This is a genomic window from Musicola keenii (assembly GCF_014855505.1).
In the GTDB taxonomy this organism is placed as follows: Bacteria; Pseudomonadota; Gammaproteobacteria; order Enterobacterales; family Enterobacteriaceae; genus Musicola; species Musicola paradisiaca.
This window is the reverse complement of record NZ_JAAWVW010000008.1, coordinates 152,855-175,202: the sequence shown is the minus strand read 5'-3', so window position 1 is coordinate 175,202 and position 22,348 is coordinate 152,855. Positions and strand designations below refer to the sequence as shown.

At 55.4% G+C, this 22,348-nt stretch carries 17 protein-coding genes; 5 read left to right on the top strand and 12 right to left on the bottom strand.

Going from position 1 to position 22,348, the window contains the following annotated elements:
- Positions 1-117 precede the first annotated feature (117 nt).
- Entirely contained in the window at positions 118-672 is a 555-nt protein-coding gene (locus HEP82_RS11110; protein ID WP_192458137.1) for a SadB/YajI family lipoprotein, read from the top strand.
- Positions 673-956: 284 nt separating this feature from the next.
- On the opposite strand, the gene secF is transcribed toward HEP82_RS11110, so the two are convergent.
- The 5 genes from secF to queA form a co-directional block, all read right to left on the bottom strand.
- Positions 957-1,928, bottom strand: a complete 972-nt coding sequence (secF, locus tag HEP82_RS11105) for a protein translocase subunit SecF (RefSeq protein WP_192458136.1) — start codon at positions 1,926-1,928, stop codon at positions 957-959.
- A 10-nt stretch (positions 1,929-1,938) separates the two neighbouring features.
- Positions 1,939-3,786 (bottom strand): protein translocase subunit SecD, encoded by a 1,848-nt coding sequence (gene secD, locus HEP82_RS11100; protein WP_192458135.1) that lies wholly within the window; start codon positions 3,784-3,786, stop codon positions 1,939-1,941.
- 29 nt (positions 3,787-3,815) lie between these two features.
- Positions 3,816-4,151, bottom strand: a complete 336-nt coding sequence (gene yajC / locus HEP82_RS11095; RefSeq protein ID WP_015854583.1) for a preprotein translocase subunit YajC — start codon at positions 4,149-4,151, stop codon at positions 3,816-3,818.
- Between the two features lie 98 nt (positions 4,152-4,249).
- A complete protein-coding gene (gene tgt / locus HEP82_RS11090; RefSeq protein ID WP_192458171.1) occupies positions 4,250-5,413 on the bottom strand; it encodes a tRNA guanosine(34) transglycosylase Tgt in 1,164 nt (387 codons plus the stop codon).
- A 109-nt stretch (positions 5,414-5,522) separates the two neighbouring features.
- Positions 5,523-6,605: a tRNA preQ1(34) S-adenosylmethionine ribosyltransferase-isomerase QueA gene (gene queA / locus HEP82_RS11085; RefSeq protein WP_192458134.1), complete on the bottom strand. Its 1,083-nt coding sequence runs from the start codon at positions 6,603-6,605 to the stop codon at positions 5,523-5,525.
- A 196-nt stretch (positions 6,606-6,801) separates the two neighbouring features.
- Here queA and HEP82_RS11080 point away from each other — a divergent pair, with 196 nt between their 5' ends.
- Both HEP82_RS11080 and HEP82_RS11075 read left to right on the top strand, forming a co-directional pair.
- Positions 6,802-7,401: an acyl carrier protein phosphodiesterase gene (locus HEP82_RS11080; RefSeq protein ID WP_192458133.1), complete on the top strand. Its 600-nt coding sequence runs from the start codon at positions 6,802-6,804 to the stop codon at positions 7,399-7,401.
- Between the two features lie 206 nt (positions 7,402-7,607).
- Positions 7,608-8,210, top strand: a complete 603-nt coding sequence (locus tag HEP82_RS11075) for a peroxiredoxin C (protein ID WP_192458132.1) — start codon at positions 7,608-7,610, stop codon at positions 8,208-8,210.
- 113 nt (positions 8,211-8,323) lie between these two features.
- Here HEP82_RS11075 and proY read toward each other — a convergent pair whose 3' ends face one another.
- From proY to phoB, 6 genes are all read right to left on the bottom strand, one after another.
- Positions 8,324-9,703: a proline-specific permease ProY gene (gene proY / locus HEP82_RS11070; RefSeq protein WP_192458131.1), complete on the bottom strand. Its 1,380-nt coding sequence runs from the start codon at positions 9,701-9,703 to the stop codon at positions 8,324-8,326.
- A gap of 78 nt (positions 9,704-9,781) precedes the next feature.
- A complete protein-coding gene (gene brnQ, locus HEP82_RS11065) occupies positions 9,782-11,101 on the bottom strand; it encodes a branched-chain amino acid transport system II carrier protein (RefSeq protein WP_192458130.1) in 1,320 nt (439 codons plus the stop codon).
- Positions 11,102-11,555: 454 nt separating this feature from the next.
- The gene (locus HEP82_RS11060; protein WP_192458129.1) at positions 11,556-12,662 is read right to left on the bottom strand and encodes a cobalamin-independent methionine synthase II family protein; all 1,107 of its coding nucleotides are present in this window, start codon (positions 12,660-12,662) and stop codon (positions 11,556-11,558) included.
- 281 nt (positions 12,663-12,943) lie between these two features.
- Complete coding sequence (locus HEP82_RS11055; RefSeq protein WP_015854591.1) at positions 12,944-13,879, bottom strand: PstS family phosphate ABC transporter substrate-binding protein; 936 nt, start codon at positions 13,877-13,879, stop codon at positions 12,944-12,946.
- Between the two features lie 100 nt (positions 13,880-13,979).
- The gene (gene phoR, locus HEP82_RS11050) at positions 13,980-15,302 is read right to left on the bottom strand and encodes a phosphate regulon sensor histidine kinase PhoR (RefSeq protein WP_015854592.1); all 1,323 of its coding nucleotides are present in this window, start codon (positions 15,300-15,302) and stop codon (positions 13,980-13,982) included.
- Positions 15,303-15,328: 26 nt separating this feature from the next.
- Positions 15,329-16,018 (bottom strand): phosphate response regulator transcription factor PhoB, encoded by a 690-nt coding sequence (gene phoB / locus HEP82_RS11045; RefSeq protein ID WP_015854593.1) that lies wholly within the window; start codon positions 16,016-16,018, stop codon positions 15,329-15,331.
- Positions 16,019-16,331: 313 nt separating this feature from the next.
- Between phoB and sbcD the strand changes: the two genes are divergently transcribed.
- Both sbcD and HEP82_RS11035 read left to right on the top strand, forming a co-directional pair.
- Positions 16,332-17,564: an exonuclease subunit SbcD gene (gene sbcD / locus HEP82_RS11040; protein WP_192458128.1), complete on the top strand. Its 1,233-nt coding sequence runs from the start codon at positions 16,332-16,334 to the stop codon at positions 17,562-17,564.
- On the top strand, positions 17,561-21,244 hold the full coding sequence (locus HEP82_RS11035; protein WP_192458127.1) for an AAA family ATPase: 3,684 nt from the start codon (positions 17,561-17,563) through the stop codon (positions 21,242-21,244). The genes sbcD and HEP82_RS11035 overlap by 4 nt, the downstream gene beginning before the upstream one ends.
- Before the next feature lie 42 nt (positions 21,245-21,286).
- Here HEP82_RS11035 and mak read toward each other — a convergent pair whose 3' ends face one another.
- Positions 21,287-22,207 carry a fructokinase gene (gene mak / locus HEP82_RS11030; RefSeq protein ID WP_192458126.1) on the bottom strand — a complete coding sequence of 307 codons (921 nt, stop codon included), beginning with the start codon at positions 22,205-22,207 and terminating at the stop codon, positions 21,287-21,289.
- Between the last annotated feature and the right edge of the window lie 141 nt (positions 22,208-22,348).

Genomic DNA, 22,348 nt, shown 5'->3' with positions numbered 1-22,348 from the left:
ACCGACAAGGTTCGGGGGGGCTCATCGCAAATTCGGAGTCCCGCTCTGGCTCTGTAGGGCAAATCATCGTTAACTATCCGCAGTATAATGACGCCACCTTACGCAGGGAGACACGATATGATCCTCCGCTACCGACTGTTCTCCATTTTGTCTACAGCGCTATTACTGGCAGGTTGCGCCCAACAACCGCAGGCACCGCAAGTCCAGAATGAGCTGAGCCAGATCAACCAACAGCTACGGGATTTGACCGACCGTGCCGCCGCGCTGGAACAGCAGAACACCCTGAACGCTAACTCGACGACCGGCGTTTATCTGCTGCCAGCAGCAAAAAACAACGTTCTTGTCGACAGCGCTATTGGTCGACTTAGTCTTATGCTCAGCCAGATTGAACCCGAAGCTAACGGGACTCGCGCCTTACTGCGAATCCGCACGATGAATACCGTCTCGCTGCCTTCGTCATTCCAGGCTCAGCTTGATTGGGGCATGCTTGATCCGGTCAGCGGCAAACCTTTGGCTCGCGATATTCAAACGCAAACACTGAATGTCGAACAACCTCAGATGCCCAAGTCAGACATCACGATAGAAATCCGTCTTTCCGGGATCACGCCCGAACAACTGGGTTTTGTCCGTATTTATCAGATAACCACGACGACAACCGGCAGGCTGAACTAAACGCCCGACGCGAAGATGAAGGGAAAAGAACACCATCACTACCAACAAAGAATGGGCACCGCGATAAACGTAAAGAGGGATGAGGCGGCCTCGCTCATGGAAAAGGCTAGCGTGGTGTTTTTAATAGCATTTACAGAGATTACAGGGTGAGTTGAGTATGCGGGGAAAAACGCCGGAAGCGTCTTCAACGGTATATTCTTGCCGGCGACTGGATGAACAATGGTGACATCCACCCTAAAAAAAACTCCGCCGAAGCGGAGTTTTTATCATGGGAATACGGGTAATCAGGGCAGCAGCGACGGCTGATCTGCGCCTTCTTTTTCCACTTTCTGCACCAGCATGTGCTCGCGTTTCATACCCAGCTTGAGTGCCAGAGCGGATGCGACATAGATAGAAGATACCGTACCAATGGTCACACCTATCAGCATCGTCAATGAGAACCCTCTCAGCATCGCGCCGCCGAACAGATACAGCATCAGGATCACGACTAACGTAGTCCCTGACGTGATCAAGGTTCGATGCAACGTTTGAGTTAACGATACGTTGAAAATCTCATAAGACGTGCCACGACGAATCTTACGGAAATTCTCACGAATACGGTCAGAAACCACGATGCTGTCGTTCAGCGAGTAGCCGATGACCGACATCAACGACGCCACAATGGTCAAATCGATTTCAATATTGAACAGCGACAGTACGCCCATGGTGATAATCACGTCATGTGCCAACGCAATAACCACCCCCGCCGCCAGACGCCATTCGAAACGGAAACCGACGTAAATCAAAATACAGATTAACGCCGCCATCAACGCCATGGCGCCCGTCTGCGCCAGATCGGCGCCCACGCTCGGCCCAACGAACTCAATACGTTTAACCACGGCATTCTGACTGGTCGTCTCGTTGATCACATTAACGACTTTGCTGCCCAACACCTGGCCGCCGGTTTCACCTTTAGCAGGCGGCGTGCGCACCATAATGTCGCGGCTGCTGCCGAAGTTCTGTACCAGCGGATCCGCAAAGCCGGCTTTCTCAAGCGCCTCGCGCATTTGCTCCAGATCCACGGATTTTTCCAGCGAAATCTCGATGACCGTACCACCGGTGAAATCCAGCCCCCAGTTGAAACCGCGCACGCCCATCACGACGATAGACAGCAACAGCAACAGGCCGGACAAGCCAAATGCCCAGTAATCCCAGCGCATAAAGTCATAAACTTTACGGCCGTAGTTCAATTGTTCAACAGTATATTCCTGTGCCACAACGCACTCCTCAGATAGACAGCTTTTTGATGCGTTTGCCGCCGTACAGCAGGTTTACGATGGCACGGGTACCCACGATCGCAGTGAACATGGATGTCGCCACGCCGATACCGGTCGTAATCGCAAATCCTTTAATCGAACCAGTACCGATCGCGTACAGGATAATGACCTTAATCAGCGTCGTGACGTTCGCATCAAAGATGGAGCTGAATGCGCCTTTGTAGCCTTCGTCAATTGCCTGCTGAACAGTACGCCCGTTACTCAGTTCTTCTTTAATACGCTCGTTAATCAGTACGTTGGCATCCACCGCCACCGCAAGGGTTAACACAATCCCCGCAATCCCCGGCATGGTCAGCGTAGCACCCGGCAACAGCGACATAATGCCGACCACCAACACCAGGTTCGACAGCAGGGCAGAGGTCGCGATCATGCCGAACTTTTTGTAGAAGAAGATCATGAACAGGATGGAGACGGCAAGACCAGCCAGACAGGCTTCCAACCCTTGAGTGATATTCTGCATCCCTAGTGTTGGGCCGATGGTACGCTCTTCCACGATCTGAATCGGCGCGATCAACGCACCGGCACGCAGCAACAGTGACAATTGGCGAGCTTCGTTCGGGTTGTCGATACCGGTAATCCGGAAACTGTTGCCCAAGGCAGACTGGATTGTGGCGACGTTAATCACCTCTTCCTGTTTCTCCAGAATGGCACGACCGTTGGCGCCTTTTTTACCGCTGTCCTTATACTCCACAAACAGGGTTGCCATCGGCTTGCCGATGTTGACCTTAGTGAAGTTGAGCATCATATTGCCGCCGGCGCTATCCAGCGAGATATTCACCTGCGGGCGGTTGTACTCATCGTTACCGGAGGTGGAGTCGGTAATATGATCGCCGGTCAAAATGACACGTTTGTACAGCGCTATCGGCCCGCCGTCACGCATGTTCTTCACTTCGGTATCGCCGGGTACGCGGCCGCTGGCTAACGCAGCGGGATCGACGTTGCTGTTCACCAGACGGAATTCCAGCGTTGCGGTCGCACCCAAAATTTCCTTGGCGCGCGCGGTATCCTGAATCCCCGGCAGTTCAACCACGATGCGGTCAGCACCCTGACGTTGCACCAGCGGTTCGGCCACGCCCAGTTGGTTAACACGGTTACGCAGGATATTGATGTTCTGCTGAACGGCATATTCGCGGGCTTCGCGCAACCGGGCATCGCTCATCACCGCACGCAACGTGTCGCTGCCGCTGGAGGTAATGACCAGATCACGATGACGGGACGTCAGATAATCAATCGACTGATCACGCTGTTGACCATCACGAAAAACGATTTCTACGCCATAGTTATCAGACTTACGGATAGAGGCGTATTGAATATTTTTCTCACGCAGATCGCTGCGCAGAGAATCCATGGTCTGTTCCTGCAATTTGCTCAACGCGGTTTCCATATCCACTTCCATCAGGAAATGTACGCCGCCGCGCAGGTCGAGGCCCAGCTTCATCGGTTCTGCACCGAGCATTCTCAGCCAGTTGGGGGTTGACGGCGCAAGGTTGAGCGCCACAACGTATTTCTCACCCAACGCATTGAGCAGCGCTTCGCGTGCCCGCAATTGGATATCAGGAGTAGAAAAACGCGCCAAAATGGCGCCATTTTCCAGCACAATGGATTTGCTGGAAATATTTTGTTCTTTTAAAACGCTCTGGATCTGGACCAGCGTACTCTCACTGGCGGCGGTTCCCCGCGCGCCAGTGACCTGAACAGCCGGATCCTCACCATAAAGGTTAGGAAGTGCGTAGAGCAGACCAACGACAATCGTCACGATCAGCATCAGGTACTTCCACAAAGGATAGCGGTTTAACACGGTAATTCCCTTTGGGAAAGATCGATGGATTACAGAGCCTTCATGGTACCTTTCGGCAGCACTGAGGTCACGTAGTCACGTTTGATGACCACTTCGTTGGTGTCGTTCAGCGCGATAGTGATGAAACCGTTGTCCGCTACTTTGGTCACACGTCCCACCAAGCCGCCGTTAGTCAGCACTTCGTCGCCTTTACCGATCGAATCCATCAACTTTTTGTGTTCCTTGGCACGTTTTTGCTGAGGGCGCAGGATCATGAAGTAAAAAATCAGACCGAACACGGCCAGCATAATCACCAGAGAGTACGGGCTTCCCTGAGCCGGAGCACCTGCGGTTGCTGCCACAGCGTCAGAAATGAAAAAACTCATTTAAATGTCCTCTTTAGTTATCAAAACAACAGTTATCAATACGAAAAATCATGAATATAAACATTTAATTGCAAAACATTCATGCCATGCAAACGTGCTTATTGCGACACATGGCCTTCATGGCCATCGCCCGCCGAATTGTCCGCCAACGGCGGAACCGGCTTACCAATACGTTGATAAAATGCCGCGGCAAAGTCCTCTAATTTACCTTCCTCAATAGCCTGCCGTAAACCCGCCATCAGCCGCTGATAGTAACGCAGGTTGTGGATAGTATTGAGGCGTGCGCCCAGTATTTCGTTGCAACGATCGAGATGATGCAAGTAGGCACGGCTGTAATTGCGACATGTGTAGCAATCACAGTGTTCATCCAGAGGGCCAGTGTCATCCTTGTGCTTGGCATTGCGGATTTTCACAACGCCGTCAGTGACAAACAGATGACCGTTACGGGCATTGCGAGTCGGCATCACGCAGTCGAACATATCAATACCGCGACGCACGCCTTCCACCAGATCTTCCGGCTTGCCAACACCCATCAGATAGCGCGGTTTATCCGCCGGGATCTGCGGGCAAACATGCTCCAGAATACGGTGCATATCCGCCTTAGGCTCACCGACCGCCAGGCCGCCCACAGCGTAACCATCAAAACCAATGTCTACCAGACCTTTTACCGAGATATCGCGTAAATCTTCGTAAACACTGCCTTGAATGATGCCGAACAGCGCGTTCCGGTTGCCCAGTTCGTTAAAACGCTGACGGCTACGTTGCGCCCAGCGCAGCGACATTTCCATCGAGCGTTTAGCGTAATCCCAATCTGCCGGGTACGGCGTACACTCGTCGAAAATCATCACGATATCGGAACCGAGATCGTACTGAATTTCCATGGATTTTTCCGGACTCAGGAAAATGGCGTCGCCGTTGATAGGGTTACGAAAGTGCACCCCCTCTTCAGTAATCTTGCGGATATCACCGAGGCTGAAAACCTGAAAACCGCCGGAGTCGGTCAGAATCGGGCCTTTCCACTGCATGAAGTCGTGCAGGTCGCCGTGCAGCTTCATGATGTCCTGACCGGGACGCAGCCACAGGTGGAACGTGTTGCCCAGAATGATCTGCGCGCCGGTATCTTTGACTTCTTCCGGCGTCATCCCCTTGACGGTACCGTAAGTGCCCACCGGCATAAATGCCGGGGTTTCCACCACACCACGCTCGAACACCAGTCGGCCGCGACGCGCACGCCCGTCGGTTTTCAACAACTCGTACTTCAACATAACCTCCAGCACCAGAGAGACAGTCTGATGTCATCATATAAAAGAGATATACCCACAGAACCTGGTCTGCGGTATGTACGGGATTCGGCCCGGCTGGCTTGCCGCCTCAGCGACGCGGATCCTGACCGACGATTTCCTGTTCAGCGGCAGGGTTGGGAGTAATAAACATGGCATCCCCATAGCTGAAAAAACGATATTCGCTGACAACTGCCTGACGATAGGCCTCCATGGTATGGCGATAACCGGCGAAAGCGGAAACCAGCATGATCAAGGTTGACTCCGGCAGGTGAAAGTTGGTGACTAACGCATCCACGACGCGGTAGTGATAGCCGGGATAAATAAAAATGCGGGTATCGCCGAAAAAGGGCGCCAGCTGCCCGGCAGGGCTGGCTTGTGCCGCGCTTTCCAGCGAACGCACCGAGGTTGTACCAACTGCGACCACCCGGTTCCCTCTGGCTTTGCAGGCCAGCACAGCGTCCACCACCTCTTGCGGCACTTCGGCATATTCGGCATGCATGACATGCTCTTCGATGGATTCCACCCGCACTGGCTGGAACGTACCTGCGCCCACATGCAGCGTGACGAATGCCATCTGCACGCCTTTTTGTTTCAATGCCGCCAACAGGGGTTCATCGAAATGCAGACCAGCGGTCGGTGCCGCGACCGCGCCAGGGCGCTGACTGTAAACAGTCTGGTATAACTCGCGATCGGCGGCCTCATCGGGGCGGTCGATATAAGGCGGCAGCGGCATGTGCCCGATGTCATTGAGGATCGTCAGGATATCGCGCTCGTCGTCAAAGCGAATCTCGAACAGCGCGTCATGGCGCTCCAGCATGGTGGCGTGGACGCTTTCATCTTCCCCCAACAGCAGTTCCATCCCCGGCTTCGGCGCTTTGGAAGCGCGAACGTGCGCCAACACCCGCTTGTCGTCCAGCATACGCTCCACCAACACTTCCAGCTTGCCGCCGCTGGCTTTACGGCCGAACAGCCGGGCGGGGATCACCCGGGTATTATTGAACACCAGCAGATCGCCGGGACTCAGCGTATCAAGCAAGTCGGTGAATACGCCGTGAGTCAGCGCGCCGGTTGTCCCTTCCAGAGAAAGCAGTCGACAAGCGCTACGCTGCGCTTGCGGATAACGGGCGATCAGGGATTCGGGAAGTTCAAACGAAAAATCGGCAACACGCATGACCATTCACTTAATTTTCGGTACTAGAAACAGGCGGCCTAGTCTAGAGCCCGAAAAGAGCCGCTGCAAGAAAGAAGTGCCACGGCAGGAAATAAGCCGGGACGCGGTGCGCAATTCGGCTATAGTAGGCAAGCGCCGACAACGGACGTCGGCGCTGAGCGCATCACCACCCTCATCAAAGGACATCCCGGATACCATGAATTTTCTTGCTCACCTTCACCTTGCTACGCTAGCCCAAAGCTCTTTGATGGGAAATCTGATGGCGGATTTTGTGCGCGGCAATCCCCAGGAATTGTATCCGGACGATATCGCGGCGGGTATTCGCCTGCACCGGCGGATTGATACGCTGACCGACAGCCTGCCGGAGGTGCGCGAAGCCTGCCGCAGTTTCAGCGCCGACTATCGCCGCGTGGCACCCATCGCGCTGGATGTGCTGTGGGATCATTTTCTGGCGCAAAACTGGTCACAGGTGGAACCGTCCGTCGCATTATCCGGCTTTATCGACCATGCCAGACAACAAATCACGCCACATCTGGCCCACACGCCGGAACGTTTCCAGAACCTGAACCGCTATCTCTGGCAAGAACGTTGGCTCGAACGTTACGCCGAGTTGCCGTTCATCGCTGAAGTATTGCACCGCATGGCAATGCGTCGTCCCAGATTATCGGCGCTTTCCGGCGCTATTACCGACATCGAGCGGCACTATCATCAGTTTGAAACACTCTTCTGGCAGTTCTATCCTCGTATGATGCAACAGGCCAGCAGCGGCCAGCTTCACCCATCTCAGGGCAGTTGACGCGCTTTCCCACGTAGACGTCATTTACAAGAAGAATTATCGATTGCTCCGATAGTCAAAACCTATCTCATTGATTGGCCTGTTTCGCTTTATTGGTACGAGGGGAGTACCTATACTTACGGCGTTTATCAGGCATAAACCTGCACAAATCATCGGGTTTATGCCGGTATCCATCCTCCTTTAACCCACTATTTACAGGAGTAATTATGGTCCTGGTAACTCGTCCTGCCCCCGACTTCACTGCAGCTGCCGTATTGGGAAGCGGGGAAATCGTTGAAAATTTCAACCTGAAAAAGCACATCAACGGTAAACCGGCCGTGATCTTCTTCTGGCCGATGGATTTCACGTTTGTATGCCCTTCAGAACTGATCGCCTTCGATCACCGTTATGAAGAATTCCAGAAACGTGGCGTTGAAGTTGTTGGTGTTTCTTTCGACTCCGAATTCGTGCACAACGCTTGGCGCAGCACCCCGATCGAAAAAGGCGGCATCGGCCCGGTGAAATATGCCATGGTGGCGGACATCAAGCGTGATATCCAGCAAGCCTACGGCATTGAGCACCCTAATGCGGGTGTCGCGCTGCGCGGATCTTTCCTGATTGATAAAAACGGCATCGTGCGTCATCAGGTAGTGAATGATCTGCCGCTGGGCCGCAATATCGACGAAATGCTGCGTATGGTCGACGCACTGCAATTCCACGAAGAGCATGGCGAAGTTTGCCCGGCACAGTGGGAGAAAGGGAAATCCGGCATGGGCGCCTCTCCGGACGGCGTGGCGAAATACCTGAAAGAGAACGCCAGTTCTCTGTAATAGCCCGGATTTTTCCGTATCAAGCCAGCAGCTTCACTGCTGGCTTTTTTTATTGCCGACCCCGAACGTGGTCGGTTCCATGCGCGCTACAGAAAAATGAAAAAGAGGTGATTTCAACTCTCCGTAACAGGGTTCCCGGTCGTTTTACGGCGCTGCCACAGTGCATAGCTCACCAACAGCATAACCATCCACGCCAGCCCGGCGAACAGGGAGATGCGCGTGTCAGGGAAATAACCGATCAAGCCGATGATAAACAGCAGAAAAGCCACACCGACTGCGGAGGTCGCTACACCGCCCGGCAATGGAAACGCCAGTTTACCCGCCTGCTCAGCCGACAACTGACGACGGAAAGCAATCTGCGAACACAAGATCATGATCCAGACCCAGACAGTAGCGAACGTTGCCAGCGATGCAATCACCAGAAACACCTTTTCCGGCATAATGTAATTGAGGTACACCGCAATCAGCAGCGCGGCCATCATGACCAAGACCGTCACCCAAGGGATACCGCCGCGCGACAGCCGGGCAAAGATTTTGGGCGCATGCCCTTGCTCCGCCATGCCGTGCAACATGCGACCAACACCGAACACGTCGCTGTTAATGGCAGACAGAGAGGCGGTAATCACCACAAAGTTAAGGATGCCCGCCGCCGCGGTGATCCCCATATGCTGGAAGGTCAGCACAAACGGGCTACCGCCCGTGCCGACCTGATCCCACGGATAAATCGACATGATGACAAACAGCGTGCCCACGTAAAACACCAGAATCCGCCAGGGAACCGAGTTGATGGCGCGCGGGATGGATTTATGCGGCTCTTTGGCCTCGCCTGCCGTGATACCGATTATTTCCACGCCGCCATAGGCGAACATCACCATCTGCAGCGACAGAATCATCCCCATCACTCCATGGCTGAAGAAACCGCCGTTGCTCCACAGATTATGGATGCCGGTGGCCTCGCCGCCGTTGCCGATCCCCCAGAAAATGATGCCAATCCCGGCAACGATCATCACGATGATGGTGGCGACCTTAAAGAAAGAGAACCAGAACTCCAGTTCACCGAACACCTTGACGTGCATCAGGTTGATGCCGCCGATAATCAACACCACGCTCAGCACCCACACCCAATGCGGCACGGCGGGAAACCACACCCCCATGTAAATCCCGAATGCAGTAACATCGGCAATGGCCACGATCAGCATCTCGAAACAGTAAGTCCAGCCGGTGATATAACCCGCCAGCGGCCCGAGATAATCCCGCGCATAGCGCGAAAAAGCGCTGGCCTGCGGATTATTGACGGACATCTCTCCCAGCGCACGCATGATGATGTAAGCGAACACCCCACCAATCAGATAAGCCAGTAGCACACTGGGCCCGGCCATTTGAATCGCACTGGCGGAGCCATAGAACAAACCGGTACCGATGGCGGAGCCCAATGCGATAAAACGGATGTGTCGCGTGCTAAGGCCAGGCTTGAGTCTGGATTCTTGTTCCATAAAAGAGCAACCCTGTTTTTAAAGACGAAAAAACCACAGGCAGCAGCCTGTGGTGAAAAACGCGCCATATGCAACGGTTCAGGAATGCGCCGTCACTTCCTGACGACCAGAGAGCCGATCGTAAATGGCGACAGCCAGCAATACCACCAACGACGGCGGCAACCAGGCCAAGCCCTGTTCGCTCAGCGGCAAACGCTGGGTCCATTCGGGCAGCAACGCGGCCAATGCGGATGACTTCACACCGTCGATAGCGCCAAATACCAAGCTAACCAACATCACCGGCGATACCACCAACGCGCTGTTATGCCACCAGCGCCGAGTAAAACTCAACAACACCAGGACGATGCAAGGTGGGTAAATCGCGGTCAGCACCGGGATCGACAACTGGATCAGATGGCTCAATCCCAGATTGGAAACCACCATCGAGAACAACCCCAGCACAAACACCAGTGAACGGTAGGATAACGGCAGGTATGCCGAGAAAAACTCGGCACAAGCGCAGGTCAGGCCGACAGCCGTCACCATGCAAGCAATGAAAATCAGCAACGCCAAAAAACTGCTGCCCATATTGCCGAACGTATATTGAACATAAGCATGCAGAATCTCGGCGCCGTTTTGCGCTTCCGGCGCCAGTGAACCGCTGAATGTCCCCAGGCGGAACAGGCTCAGGTATACCAACGTCAGCCCGATCCCGGCGATCAACCCGGCCAGGATGGTATATCGGGTCAGCAAACCGGCGTCGCTGATGCCACGGGAACGTGCTGCATTAACGATCACAATGCCGAAGACCAGCGCGCCCAACGTATCCATCGTCAGATAGCCGTTAACAAAACCGCTGGAAAAAGGGACATGCAGGTAAGCGTCTGTTGCCGGAATCTGCGGGCCGGCAGGCCATAATAATGCGGCGATGCCCAGTACGGTCAGCGCAATGATTTTCACCGGCGCTAGAATATGCCCTACCGTATCCAGCAGACGGCCGGGATAAAGTGAAATAAGAATGACGATGGCGAAATAGATCAGGCTGTATACCAGTAACGGCGCGGCGCCCGTTCCCACCAACGGTGCAATCCCCACTTCAAAAGAGACCGTCGCGGTACGCGGCGTGGCGAATAGCGGCCCAACCGCCAGATAGCAAACCGTCGCCAGCAAAACGCCGGCTTTTTTGCCAATCGGGCTGCTAAGTGCGTCGATACCGCCCCCAACTCTCGCCAACGCGATAACGGTCAGAACAGGTAGACCGACTGCGGTAATCAAAAATCCGCATGCAGCGCTCCAAACATGCTCCCCAGCCTGCAACCCGACCATGGGAGGAAAAATGATATTGCCGGCGCCGACGAACAAGGCAAATGTCATGAAGCCCAGCGCGACGATATCTTTAGACGTTAAACGATGACTCATAAAAGTTGTGGCCTGTGAAAACTCGAACAATTAACAATGCTGGCCGCTGCGTGATAGCGACGTCGCCGGGCCCCTTTCGGGTGATGTGCTGGTGTGTAACGACGAAGCGTCCTTCAATGTCTGAACGCGGTGGATAATCAGGAACCGTCGCCGTAAATAAGATGATTTCTTGCCCAGCGTTAATGGGCGATAAGTAAAACGTTTATAGTAAAAAAAGACAATACGAGATCAATAAACCAGAAGATAAATCTTATTTTCAATAAAAATATAGAATTTATATTTAAAACAATGCGATCATCGCTATACATGATTTGTGCATTTATTAAATAAACAGCGCAATTAAATTGCACTAAAAGCCCAACACAGTGCAATTATTGACCATAATAAAAACTTATTACAATAAAAAACGCCAGCATCTTGTGCTGGCGTTATAACGGGAGCGTATAAAACGGAATTACCAGACGCGCGCGGCGATATCCACCACCAGACGCACCTTCGCCCATTGTTCCTCTTCGCTCAGGGAATTGCCCTCTTCCGTGGAAGCAAAACCACACTGCGGGCTGAGACACAACTGCCCAATATCCACATATGACGCCGCTTCAGCGATGCGCGCCTCCACCTCCGCGGCACTCTCCAGTACGCCGGTCTTGGTGGTAATCAGCCCCAGCACCACCTTCTGGTGCCCCGGACGAATAAAGCGTAATGGTTCGAAGCCACCGGCCCGTGCCGTATCGTATTCAAGGAAAAACGCATCAACATTGACTTCACCAAACAGTGTTCCGGCGACCGGCTCATACCCGCCTTCAGAAATCCAGGTTGAACGGAAATTACCGCGACACACATGCAGCCCGACGGTCAGATCTGCGGGCTTACCTTCCAACGCTTTGTTGAGCACATAAGCATAGGTACGGCTTAACACCTCAGGATCATCACCGCGTTCACGGATCTGGCGTTTCTGATCCTCCGAGCACAAATAGGCCCACACGGTATCGTCCAACTGCAGATAGCGGCACCCCGCCTCATAAAACGCCTGAATGGCGTCGCGCCAGGTTTGCGCCAGATCGTCAAAATATTCGGCCAGATCAGGATAAACCCGGCTATCGATAACTTCCCGACCGCCGCGAAAATGCAACACGCTGGGGCTGGGAATGGTCATTTTGGCGACGGCATCGCCCGCAATGCTATTTAGAAAACGGAAATCCGCCAGCATCGGATGTTGTGGATTAAAACTGATCTTACCGGTGACTTTGATGCCGCGTGCTTTGGTTTGCACACCGTTAAACTGAATCCCCTGACTGGCTTCATAGCGTTCAACGCCGTTGAGGCTATCGAAGAAATCAAAATGCCACCAGGCGCGACGGAACTCACCATCCGTCACCACCTGCAACCCGTTGGCTTGCTGTTGTTCTACCACGCGACGGATTTCCCGATCCTCAACCTGACGCAGCGTGTCGGCATCAATTTCGCCGGACTGGAACTGCTGGCGAGCCTGTCGGATAGCGGCCGGACGTAAAAAACTGCCGACGACATCGGCGCGAAACGGGGTGCTTGCTTGGGTCATGTTGTGCTCCTGACTGTCAGCCTTGCCGACTGACACGAGTGATTTCTTTGAGAAACGATTACGTCGATGACGAAACCGGCCATCTGGACGGCTAAAATTGAATGCATCCTGTCATGCGCATTTCTCACCGACAACAGAATAATTTTCACATCACATGAAAGAAATTCACTCAATAAGGCTGTGATGACAGCCATCAGGTAGGCAGATATACATCAATATATTGTTAGATAAGGATAAAACTGCCTCGTTCACGACCGAGGCTGATGCCGTTATAGGCCAGACTACAACCCCAACTGCTGACGCGCCTGGCGCCGCACAGCATCAGGCAGCGGCAGATAACCGTCCTGACTGACCAACGCCTGCCCTTCTTCCGACAACACCCGATCCAGAAACGCTGCCGTCAGCGCTTCCAGCTCACGATCCGGTGCCTTATTGACGTAAATGTACAGATAGCGGGTATAGGGATAACGCCCGCTGCGGATCGTTTCCGCAGTCGGCAGCACGTAATCGTCCTTGTCGCTGGCAGCCAGCGGTACCACCCGCACGCCGCTGGCGCGAAAACCGATGCTGGCATAGCCGATGGCGTTTACCGATGTGGCCACCGCCTGTACGACGGATGCCGATCCCGGCAATTCATTGACTTGCGGAAGAAAATCACCGCCGCATAGTGCCTGTTGCTTAAAGAAACCATAGGTACCGGACGCGGAGTTCCGGCCATAGCGTAGCAGCGAACGTTGCCGCCAGACGCCGCCCAGGCCGACGTCCTGCCACCACCGCACCGATTTCCCCGCGCCACAACGGCGGGTGACGGAAAAGATCGCGTCCAATTGCTGCAGATTAAGGCCGGCAACCGGATTGTCCTGATTGACCAACACTACCAATGCATCCATCGCCACCGGCACCGCCAACGGCGCGTAACCGTAATGTTGAACGAAAGCCTCAATCTCGCTGCTTTTCATTGGCCTGCTCATCGGCCCCAGCTGCGCGGCACCCGCCGCCAACGCTGTCGGTGCGGAGGATGACCCTGCCGCCTGGATCTGCAGATTGACGCCGGGGTAATGCTGGCCAAAATCCGCCGCCCAAAACGTCATCAAATTGGCCAGCGTATCCGAACCGGCGCTGGACAAATTGCCCGCCAGCATCTGGCGCGGCTCTGCATGGCAAACCAGGCTGAACAGCAGGCCAATCAAGATGTACAGGCGCGAAGCGGGTGTCATATCGGTATTCCATCGGAAAAAGATAAGCCGCGCCCAAGCAGAGCGCGGCCGGCGTATTTTCAGCCACGAACAGGCGGCGATCAAGCGCAGAAACTCACTCTCAAACCAGCGGTTTAGCCGCATTCTGATTCAATGCTGAACGAACGATCAACGGATTGGGCAAGGTAAACATGAAACGAGAGCCGACGCCCTCTTCACTGATGATTTCCAGCCGCGAATCATGATGGCTGAGTGCATGCTTCACAATCGCCAGCCCCAACCCGCTGCCGCCGGTCTGGCGCGAACGCGCCTTATCGACGCGATAAAAACGTTCGGTCAAACGGGGAAGGTGCTCCGCGGCAATCCCCGGCCCGTTATCGCTGACCTGAAACTGCGCGCCTTGTGGAGTCTGCTGCCAGCACACTTCGATACGGGTGCCCTTCGGCGTATGGTTAACAGCGTTATACACCAGATTGGACACCGCGCTGCGTAATTGCTCTTCATTGCCGAACACCTGAAGCTGCTCGTTAACGCGAAAGATGATTTCATGCCGATCCTGACTGAGCGTCTGCGCCTCACGCTGCAACACCCGCAACATCATGGGCACGTCGACTTTTTCATTCAGGTCGATATCGGTCGCCGCTTCGATGCGTGACAACGTCAGCAACTGCTTGACCAGCCCGTCCATGCGGCGCGTTTGCTCCTGCATGGTCTGCAACGCCTTGGCCTGCAGCGCGCCGTCCAGCGAATCGTCATTCATCATTTCCAGATAGCCCTGCAACACCGTCAACGGTGTGCGCAGTTCATGGCTAACATTGGCGAAGAAATTGCGACGCGCGCCCTCTAACTGACGCATCTGCGTCACATCACGCACCACCATCAACAGTTGCCCTGCGGAATATGGCATGACGCGGAACTCCACATGGCGAGTCTGCTTGATCTGCAACATCAAGGGACGGCTGAAGTCCTGCGATTGCATATACTGGGCAAATTCAGGGAAACGCAACAGGTTAAGCACATTCTGGCCGTTGTCTTCCGGCCAGCGGAAACCCAGCAGATGCTGAGCCAGCTGGTTGCACCAGATAATCACGCCGTCTTCAGTCGTGATGATCACGGCATCCGGCAACGATTCCGCACCGCTGCGAAAACGTTTGATCAACAACGCCAGTTCGCGACGGCGACGGCGATTGCGCAATTGCATCTGATACAAACCATAAAACAGCGGCTCCCAGCTCCAGCGGCCGGGAGGTGGCGTCATGCTGCGGTCGACCCACAACCAATGGGAAAGGCGTAGCTGATTATAAAAATTCCAGCACAGAGCGCCGAGCGCCGATGCCAGCAGACACCACGGCAGCGCGTCGAACAATAGCCCCAGCAGCACACCGGGCAAACAAAAAAAAGCCAGCTCCAGCGCCAGCTTTTTCCAGGATAAACGTTCCAGCACCTAAAATCGTCTCCGGGCTCACGCCGTCAGTAGCGCGTTGAAAAACGGTATCCGGTTCCACGAACCGTCTGCACCATCTTGTCATGCCCGGTAGTTTCCAGCGCTTTGCGCAGGCGGCGGATATGAACGTCCACAGTGCGATCCTCAACATAAACGTTAGTGCCCCAGACATGATTCAGCAACTGCTCACGGCTGTACACCCGTTCAGGATGAGTCATAAAAAAGTGCAACAGCTTAAATTCGGTCGGCCCCATATCCAGCGCGTACTCTTCGGTAGTCACGCGATGCGAAGACGGATCCAGGCTCAGGCCGCGCATCTCGATCACCTCTTCCACCGCCATCGGCGAAATCCGGCGCATGACCGCCTTAATGCGCGCCACCAGCTCTTTGGGCGAAAACGGCTTGGTAATATAATCGTCGGCCCCCACTTCCAGGCCGCGTACCCGATCCTCTTCCTCGCCGCGAGCGGTCAACATCATGACGGGAATATCGCGGGTCAACGCTTCGCGTTTCATATGCTTGATGAACTGCAAACCGGAACCGCCCGGCAGCATCCAATCCAGCAGCACCAGCTCGGGATACGGTTCCGCCAGCCGGGAAACAGCGACGTCGTAATCCTCGGCTTCCACCGGCTGATAACCGTTTTGCTCCAGCACAAAGCACACCATCTCACGAATGGGCGCTTCATCCTCTACCACCAAAATACGTCTTGCCATTGTCAATCCTGCCGTTAATCATCACGGTTAGCATGCGGTGTGCATTATGCGTCAGTTTTATGACAGATTTATGAAAAGCCGCCCGCACAGCGTTTTCCCCTAAATGGCTCCCTCAACCTACTCCGCCCCCGCCCCACCGTACAAGATTAATTTCGGACACAGCCTAAACCGCATGCTTATAATCGCCGATGATAACAGTGCAGAGCCCTCTTCTTCGCAGGATGTGCTGGCGATTGCCCCAGCCTGGGGCCGTGCCGCGAACGGGGCAGAAACAAACAGACGATATCGGTTGCACGCACCTGCAGGGAATTCCATGCGAATTATTCATACGTCAGACTGGCACCTCGGCCAGTACTTTTATACCCGAAGCCGGGCCCCCGAACATCAGGCATTCCTGAACTGGCTGGTGCAACAAACCGAAGAACACCATGTTGATGCAGTAATAGTCGCAGGCGACGTGTTTGATAACGGCACGCCGCCCAGCTACGCCCGGGAAATGTACAACCGCTTTGTGGTTGACTTGCAACGCACCGGCTGTCAACTGGTGGTGATGGCGGGCAACCACGATTCGGTGGCGACGCTCAACGAATCCCGCTCGTTACTGGCTTGCCTCAACACGCAGGTCGTCGCCGGTTTCGAAGGCGACTATCACCAACAGGTGCTGTTGCTTAAAAACCGTCAGGGCGAGCCCGGTGCGCTGCTGTGCGCAGTACCCTATCTACGCCCACGCGATGTACTATTCAGCCAGGCCGGGCAATCGGCCGGAGAAAAACAGCAGGCGTTGCAGGACGCCATCGCCCGTCATTATCAGCAGTGTTACGACTTGGCCTGTCAGCGGCGGGACGAACTGGCCCGCGCATTGCCGATTGTATTGACCGGCCACCTCACCACCGTCGGCGTGACCACCACCGAATCCGTGCGCGACATCTATATCGGTACGCTGGATGCGTTTCCCGCCCAGGCGTTTCCTCCGGCGGATTACATCGCCCTCGGGCACATTCACCGCCCGCAGCGGGTAGCGCAAAGTGAGCATATCCGTTACAGCGGCTCACCGATCCCCCTCAGTTTTGACGAGCTGAATCACGAAAAATCCGTCTTTCTGGTGGAGCTCGATAACGACGGGCTACACGACATCGTCGCGCTGGAAACGCCCGTCACCCAACCGATGCAGTTGGTCAAAGGCAACCTGGCGGAAATCGAACGTCGGCTGAATGGGTTTCGCGACTATCAGGGCGAGAAGCCGGTGTGGCTGGATATCGAAATCGCCACGCAGGATTACCTCAACGACATCCAACAGCAGATACAGCACATGACGGAAAACCTGCATGTGGAAATCCTGTTGCTGCGCCGCGCCCGGGAACAGCATTTACAGATGTTGATGCAGCAGGAAAAGGAAACGCTGGAAGAACTGCAACCGGTCGAGGTGTTCGAGCGGCGCCTGGCGCTGGAGCCGGAACTGGAGGAGGAACGTCGGCAACGGCTACGGGGCCTGTTCAGTCAGGTACTACAGGAAGTGGAAGAACAGCGTCAGGAGACATCGGCATGAAAATACTCAGTCTGCGCCTGAAAAACCTGAATTCGCTACAGGGCGAATGGAAAATCGATTTCGCCCGCGCGCCTTTCGTCAATAACAGCTTGTTTGCCATCACCGGCCCGACCGGCGCCGGAAAAACCACGTTGCTTGATGCTATCTGTCTGGCGCTGTATCACCAGACGCCCCGGCTGAAGGTCAGCCCCAGCCAGAACGAGGTGATGACCCGCCACACGGCGGAATGTCTGGCCGAGGTAGAATTCGAGGTGCAGGGAACCGCCTACCGCGCCTTCTGGAGCCAGCGCCGGGCGCACGACAACCCGGAAGGCAATCTGCAACCGCCCAGAGTCGAGCTGGCACGCTGCGCCGACGGCAAAATCCTCACCGATCGCGTCAACGACAAATTGGCGCTGATCGCCGATATCACCGGGCTTGATTTTGGCCGTTTCACCAAATCCATGATGCTGTCGCAAGGCCAGTTCGCGGCCTTCCTGAATGCAGACGCCAACGAACGTGCCGAGTTATTGGAGGAGCTGACCGGTACCGATATCTACGGTCAAATATCCGAACAGGTGTTTGAAAAGCACAAACAGTCGCAGGCCAGGCTGGAAACACTACAGGCGCAGGTCGCAACCATTGAATTGATGAGCGACGAACAGCGCACATCGCTGGAACAACAGTTGGCCGTCTTACAGCAACAGGAAAACGATCTGGCGCTGCAGCGCGATGAAATTCTGGCGCATCAGCGGTGGTACGAGCAGCTCCAGCACTATCAGGAGGCGCTGGCGACTAGCGTACAACAGCGTTCCGCGCTGGATATCGCGCTGATCCAATCCCAACCGCAGATGGATCGTCTGGCGCGTAGCGAACCGGCTGAAAAACTGCGCCCGTTGTACAACGAACGGGAACGCTGCGCCCGCGAGAAAAGCCTGTTGACCCGGCAAATCACCAGCGTCAAACAGCAAATCGGCCAGTATCAAACCGCGCTGAAACTGCTCAAAACGCAGGCGGAAAAAACGCTGTCCGACCAGAAAGCACATGCCGAACACCGGCAACAGCAGGAAGATCTGGTCAACGAACGCATTCTGCCGCTGGATCAACATATTGCTACCCAGCAGGCGCTGCGCGCTCAACGACAACAAACGCTGGATCAGTTAAACGAGCGACAAAAAAACCTGATCGCGTCATTGGATAACCTGCAGCGACAACAGCAGGCAACCCGTCTCCGGCTGGAGGATATCGACGCCTACCGGCAGCAAAACGCCATCCACCAACACTGGGGCAGCCATATTCCGCTCTGGCAGGCCCAATTCCCCCAGCAGCAAAAATGGCAGCAGGATCGGCAAATCCAGCAGGAAAAAGCGAACCAGCAACAGGTGCAGGCCGAATATCTGGAACAACAGCGACAGACGCTGTCGGAACAGCAACAGGCCCAGTCCGACGCCCAGGAGCGCGCCCGGCAGCGTCTCGCCGAACAACAGCAGCATTATGAACAACAGGAAGCCGCGCTGCCGATATCGGATCTACAGCAGCAATTGGCCCGCAACGTCGCCCAACGCCATGATCGGCAGCAACTGGCCACCAGTGCGGCGGTGCTGCAACGCCTGCTCAGTCAACGCACACTGCTGGAAACGCAGCGGTTGGGTTCCCGCCAACAGTTGGAGCAATTGGAAGACGCGCAGGTACGCCAACGGCTGGATTACCAGCGTCAGGCCGAACATCTGCGCGATCTGGAAAAACGTTACGAACTGGAACAACACATCGTCAGCCTGGAGAGTGAGCGCCAACAACTGCAGCTCGGTAAAGAGTGCCCGCTGTGCGGCTCGACTCACCACCCCGCCGTGGAGCGCTATCAGGCGCTGCGCCCTTCCGAAACCCAAATCCGGTTGCAGACGCTGCGTCAGGAGGTGGAAACCCTGCGCGCTACGGTGGTACAGACCGATACCCAGATCAACCTGTTGCAGCATCAGCGCCAACAGCAGCAAAATGCGCTGGATAGCGTGCAGCAGGATTTATCCGCGCTGGAACAGCAGTGTGTCGCGCTGAGTAAACACTTACTTATCGATTTCGATCCGCAGCAACTGGAGCGATTGACGCAATGGCTGACATCCTGCGAGGAACAGGAACAATCCTTACAAGCGCACATCGCCGACCGGGAACGTCAATCACGGCAAATTCAGGAAAGTAAGGATTTACTGACCTCAGCCAGCCAGTTACTGCAACAGACCGAGCAGCAGCTGGCGCTCAACCAGCAGCAACGGGATGCACTGACGCTGGCCCAGTCGGAACTGCAGCAAACACTGGAGAAGATCACACAGGAATTGCAGCGCCTGCATCAGGCCATCAGCCAGACGTTGGAGGGTTTCGGCCTGTCCGCGCCCGAATTGACTCAACAGGACGACTGGCTGCGTCAACGTCAGTTGGAGTGGCTACGCTGGCAGGAAAATGAGCACGAACATCACCAGAAACAGCCCTATCTTTCCGCCGTCAGCGCTGACATTGAAAGCAGTCAGCGTCAACGAGAGGAAACCAACCTGGCTATCAAAAGTCAGCATCAGCAACTAGCCGAACTCCAGCGCTCGCTGGAACAGGCTCAGCAGCAACGCTGGCAATGGTTCGGTAACAAGGTGGTCAATGAAACGCTGACTGAACTGCGTCAACGCAGCCAACTGCTGGAGCGGGAAAATCAACAGGCACAAATCCAGTGGCAAAACAGCCAATCGCATATCAGCCACCTGAACGGGGAGTTGGGCAGTCTGGAACAGCAGCACCAACGCGCCGACGATGCACTCAACGCCGCGACGGAACAATTCGGCGCCGCACTGCGGGAAACCGAATTTCAGGACGAGGCGGATTTCCGCCAGGCATTACTGGATGAGTCTACACGCCACCAATTAATGACGTTGAAAGAACGCCTCAATCAACGCCAGCAGCAAGTGGAAAGCGTGCATCAACAGGCGGAAAACACGCTGGATCATCACCTGCAGAACAAGCCGGCGTCCATGCCGGAGGGCATCAGTCACCACGATATCCACCAGTTGCTGGCAGGATTGGGGGATATGCTGAAAAACGAGGTGCGGCATCAGGGCGAGCTACGCCAACAACTCGCCGGCGATCAGCAACTGCGTGATAAACAGCAAGCCCTGCTGAACGAGGTAGAACGCAGCCGCCAGCGCAGCGAAGACTGGGGCTGCCTCAACCAATTGATCGGTTCACAGCGCGGCGACAAGTTTCGCCGGTTCGCTCAAGGGCTCACGCTGGATCATCTGGTGTATCTGGCCAACCGTCAGTTATCCAGACTGCACGGCCGGTATCTGCTGCAACGCAAAGCCGCCGATACGCTGGAATTGCAAGTGGCGGATACCTGGCAGGCGGATGCAGTGCGCGACACCCGCACGCTCTCCGGTGGCGAAAGCTTTCTGGTCAGTCTGGCGCTGGCGCTGGCATTGTCCGATCTGGTTAGCAATAAAACCCGTATCGACTCGCTATTCCTGGACGAAGGATTCGGCACGCTGGACGAAGAGACGCTGGATACCGCGCTGGACGTGCTCGACAACCTCAACGCCTCCGGTAAAACCATTGGCGTTATCAGCCATGTGGAAGCCATGAAGGAACGGATTCAGGTGCAAATTCGGGTGAGGAAACGCAACGGGCTCGGCATCAGCCAGTTGGATAGCGAGTACGCAGTGAAATAAAGGCGACGGGCCGAGGCGCTACGCTCACGGCCCGTTCCTCCATCAGGTATTCGACTCATTTTGCGGCCACAGCCAGGCAGCGCCGCGCACGCCGCTGGAATCGCCATGCAGCGCCCGACGGATCGGCGTACTGCATTCCCCGCCGAACGCCCATCCGGCCAGCAACGCGGGCACCGTCTCGTACCAGCGGGCGATATTGCTCATCCCGCCGCCCAGCACGATCACATCCGGATCCAGAATGTTAACGACATGCGCCAATGCGCGCGCCAGACGACGCTCATAATGCTGCAACGCCAGTTCCGCCGGGGCGTCGCCCTGGGCAGCCAGTTGCACGATCTCTTCGCCCCGCCGCGTCCTGCCGCTAAGACGCGCATAGTCAATGCCGAACCCGGTGCCGGAAATAAAGGTCTCAATACACCCGCGTCGGCCGCAATAACAGGGAACGTCCTGTTGATAACGCCACTCCTCGTCATCCATCCAGGGCAGCGGATTATGCCCCCATTCACCGGCGATGCCATTCATACCGGCATGAACCTGTCCGTCAATCGCCACCCCAGCCCCGCACCCGGTGCCGATAATCACGGCAAATACCACTGCGGCACCCGCCGCAGCGCCATCCACCGCTTCGGATACCGCCAGGCAGTTGGCATCGTTGTCCACCCGAACCGGACGCGCCAGCAAGGCCGATAAATCCTGATCCAATGGCTGCCCATTCAGCCAGACGGAGTTGGCATTTTTGACTCGCCCAGTCACCGGTGACAATGTGCCTGGAATACCGACGCCCACGCTGCATGACGCGCCGACAGCGCGTTCCGCAGCGACGACCAGATCCGCAATGGTGGTCAACGTCCGCCGGTAATCGTCGCGCGGCGTCGATACCCGGTGCCGAAACGCCACACTCCCGTCATCCGCCAACGCCACCACTTCCGTTTTGGTGCCGCCCAAATCAATACCTATCCGCACAAGCTCTCCCGTTATTCGCTTTGGCCGCATTCCTGATTTTATCTTAACTTCATCTGCGACAATTCGTTATGATGCCCGCTGCCAACAATATCGCGCATGGCGACGCGCCCGTATCCCGGCCCGGCCGATAATAGCGCGCAC